The sequence below is a fragment of the Streptomyces sp. NPDC093149 genome (assembly GCF_044754145.1).
In the GTDB taxonomy this organism is placed as follows: Bacteria; Actinomycetota; Actinomycetes; order Streptomycetales; family Streptomycetaceae; genus Streptomyces.
On record NZ_JBIVON010000071.1, the window covers coordinates 1 to 2,997 of the forward strand.

At 66.6% G+C, this 2,997-nt stretch carries 3 protein-coding genes; 1 reads left to right on the plus strand and 2 read right to left on the minus strand.

Annotated features, from left to right (window positions below; translation table 11 throughout):
• Positions 1-27: 27 nt before the first annotated feature.
• Positions 28-861, minus strand: a complete 834-nt coding sequence (locus ACIQCZ_RS42500) for an IS5 family transposase (RefSeq protein WP_402291574.1) — start codon at positions 859-861, stop codon at positions 28-30.
• A 299-nt stretch (positions 862-1,160) separates the two neighbouring features.
• Positions 1,161-2,021 (minus strand): enoyl-CoA hydratase/isomerase family protein, encoded by an 861-nt coding sequence (locus ACIQCZ_RS42505; protein ID WP_402291575.1) that lies wholly within the window; start codon positions 2,019-2,021, stop codon positions 1,161-1,163.
• 154 nt (positions 2,022-2,175) lie between these two features.
• Between ACIQCZ_RS42505 and ACIQCZ_RS42510 the strand changes: the two genes are divergently transcribed.
• Positions 2,176-2,793 (plus strand): TetR/AcrR family transcriptional regulator, encoded by a 618-nt coding sequence (locus ACIQCZ_RS42510; protein ID WP_402291577.1) that lies wholly within the window; start codon positions 2,176-2,178, stop codon positions 2,791-2,793.
• The last annotated feature ends 204 nt before the right edge of the window (positions 2,794-2,997 follow it).

Below are 2,997 nucleotides of genomic sequence, written 5' to 3' on the forward strand. Positions count from 1 at the left end.
TAAGAGGTGGCGCGGAAAGGGGTGCGGTCATGGTCGGCGGTTCGGGCGTTCGTCCCAGCGGTGAGTCATCCATGCTCGCCGGATCAGGCTGCGCACGGTGATGATCGTGTCGGTGAGGTCGAAGAATGCGTTGACAACGGGGGCGCGCCGCTCGTAGCAGCGGGCGAGCCGGTGGAAGGCGTTCTGCCATGCATGGGTGCGTTCGACGTGCCAGCGCTGACTGGCCTGGATGGGCGCCTTCTCGCCTTTGTGCGCGATGCGGCCGTGCAGGCCGCGTTCGTCGAGCATCGTGCGGGTCTTGTTCGAGTCGTAGCCGGCGTCCAGGTGGACGGTGACCTCGTCGGGCAACGGACCCAGGTCGTCGAGGCGGTCCAGGGTCGGGGCGAGCAGCGGGGAGTCATGGCAGTTGGCGCCGGCCAGAACACGACCCAGTGGAATGCCGTATCCGTCCGTCATGCCCGAGCGTTTCAGGCCCTGTTTGCCGCGATCGACCGGGGAACGCCCGGCCACCTCACCGCCTCCTGGAGCTTTGGTGATGGAGCCGTCTACGGCGATCTGGTCGAGGACGAGACCGACAATCCGGTCGTAGGCGTCGAGCGCGATCTGCTTGAGTCGAGCGAAGACGCCCAGTCGTATCCATTCGTCGCGGCGGCTGCGGATCGTGGTGGCCGAGCAGGTTGTGTCGGCGATCGCCTCGTAAGAACAGCCGAAGCGCAGCATCTTGTCGAAGATGATCCGGTCGCTGATGCGTCGGCGGTGGCAGCCAAGTGGATGGTCCGGGTGGTATTCCGGCCGCTCGGGCAGCAGGACCGCGAATTGGTCCCAGAGCGGCTCGGTCAGCCATGATGGAAGCGCAGGCACAGGTCTCCTCGGTGATCACAGAGCGTCAGCAACTCCATGATCAACGAGACCTGTGCCCGCTCGGCTACCTACCTTCCCAACCGCGCCTTTCCGCGCGGCCGAACAGCGTTGTCAAACTTACGGCTACTTGCGCCATCCACTCCCCTGCCCGCCGTTTCCGGCGCTTCAGCCGGTCGTTTTCCCGACAGGCCCGGCGAACCAGGGTGGTCGACCTGACCACTCGACAACGCGCGTGCCGGCAATGGCTGAGGAACTCTTCCCACGGAGCCTCTGCGCACGGATGGCGAGAGCTTGGGCACTCAGATGCTGTTGGCGATGCGCTCGTGGTCCCGTTCGCCCTCGCGGGTCTGGATACCAGCGGCGAGCAGCTTGTGGGCGAGCTCGGTGACCTCATCGCCGAACGCCGCGAACAGGCCCTCGTTCTCAACGGCGTATGCCGCACGCGGAATCGGCTGCGCGACCGCGTCGACCGCAGCCTTCGTGATGGAGATCACCTCCGGCCGGAGGCCGGCGATCCGTCGGGCGAGGGTGTCGACGAAGGGATCGAGTTCTACGGCGGGCAGGGCACGGTTGATCAGGCCGTACCGTTCCGCGAGCTCCGCGCCCACGAGCTCGGCGCCGAGGATGAGCTCCAGCGCTCGGGCCCTTCCTGCCAGGCGCGTCATGTTCACCGTGCCGCCGCCTCCAGGGAGGATCCCCATCAAGGACTCCGGCTGCCCCTGCCCCGACTTGCCGATCGCCGCGAATCGCATGTCCAGGTACATGAAGAACTCGTTGCCCGCGCCGCGCGCGAAGCCCGCGAGCTTGCCGATGGTGACCTGCGGCAGCGAGCGGACCTCCTCGCTCATCGCCTGGAGGATGTTCAGGCCTTCCGGGACGGTCGAGCCCGGCGCGGCCGCGATCGCAGCGCGAGTGGCTGCAGGCAGCGCGTCAGGGTCGGTGAGGTAGGCCATGTCACCGTGCGCAACGAAGAACTCCGGGTCAGCGCTCTCGAAGACAATGACGCGGACGTCGGCGTCGTCCCGCACACGCGCGACGAATGCCCGGAGTGACGGCAGGAGGACCGCGTCCATCAGATTGAGCGGCGGGTGATCGATTGTCACCGTCGCGACCCCGTCCGAGACGTCGATCGTCAGGGCGGGAAGGTCTTCGTAGCTCATGAGGTGGCTCCATATCGCGGTAAGGGACGGCCCGTGACCGGGCCGCCGACTGGGGACAGCGTCGCGAATCTCAGTATCGCGACTGACACTGAGTATCAGGTTAGAAACCTGTATCCGAAGAAGCAAACGAGTGTGTCGGAGTACACTCGTCCCCATGAGCGCAGCGCCAGTCGGTACCCGTGAGATCAGCCGCCACGCGGTGCGAGCAGAGCTGGCCCGCGTCGCGTTCAACCGGTTCTGCCTCACCGGCTTCAACCAGGTCACCTTCGCCGACCTCTCCGAAGCCGCCGGAGTGTCGCGGAGCACCTTCCTGCGCTACTTCGGCACCAAGGAAGACGTGGTCCTGTTCGTCTTCGACCCAGTCGGTGACGTCATCACTGACGCGCTCGATGCCGAGCGGGCCAACCAGGACGACTGGAGCAGGCTGCGCAACGCCCTGGAGTCAGCCGTGAGGTTCCTCGTGCGCGACGTCCAGGAACTCGTGACGATCCTCGGCCTCATCGAGCAGACCCCAGCCCTGTGCGCACGCCTCCGCGAGAAGCAGACTGAATGGCGACCAGAGATCGTCGCCCGACTGCAGAAGACAACCTCCTCGACCGACGGGTCATCGGTCATCGCCAACGTACGCGTAGCGGCGGCGCTCGAAATCTTGTGGATCGTCCTCGGGCAATGGAGTGCGAGCGACGGCCAAGAGGACCTCGGCAACCTGCTGGACGCTGCGTTCGCCGCCTTCTCGACCCCGGCACGCCAGCAGACGGACGCTCCGTTGTAAAGGGCCGAGGCGGCGGCTTCCTCGGCGGTGCCGAAGCGGCCGAAAGGAGTGGTCGACCCGGCGGCGGTGATCGCGTCGTCGGAGTCCAGCCCCGGCCGCGAGTCCAGGAGTGGGGTGTCGATCCGGCCGAAGCGGACGGTGTCCACGCCCAGCCGTGCGGGGCCGCCGAGGCCCCCCACAGCACCTATCTGCGCGACCTCTAAG

Excerpts from the sequence above, each read along its gene's own strand:
- ACIQCZ_RS42505 (WP_402291575.1), bottom strand. The coding sequence starts at position 2,021 with ATGAGCTACGAAGACCTTCCCGCCCTGACGATCGACGTCTCGGACGGG.
- ACIQCZ_RS42510 (WP_402291577.1), top strand. The coding sequence starts at position 2,176 with ATGAGCGCAGCGCCAGTCGGTACCCGTGAGATCAGCCGCCACGCGGTG.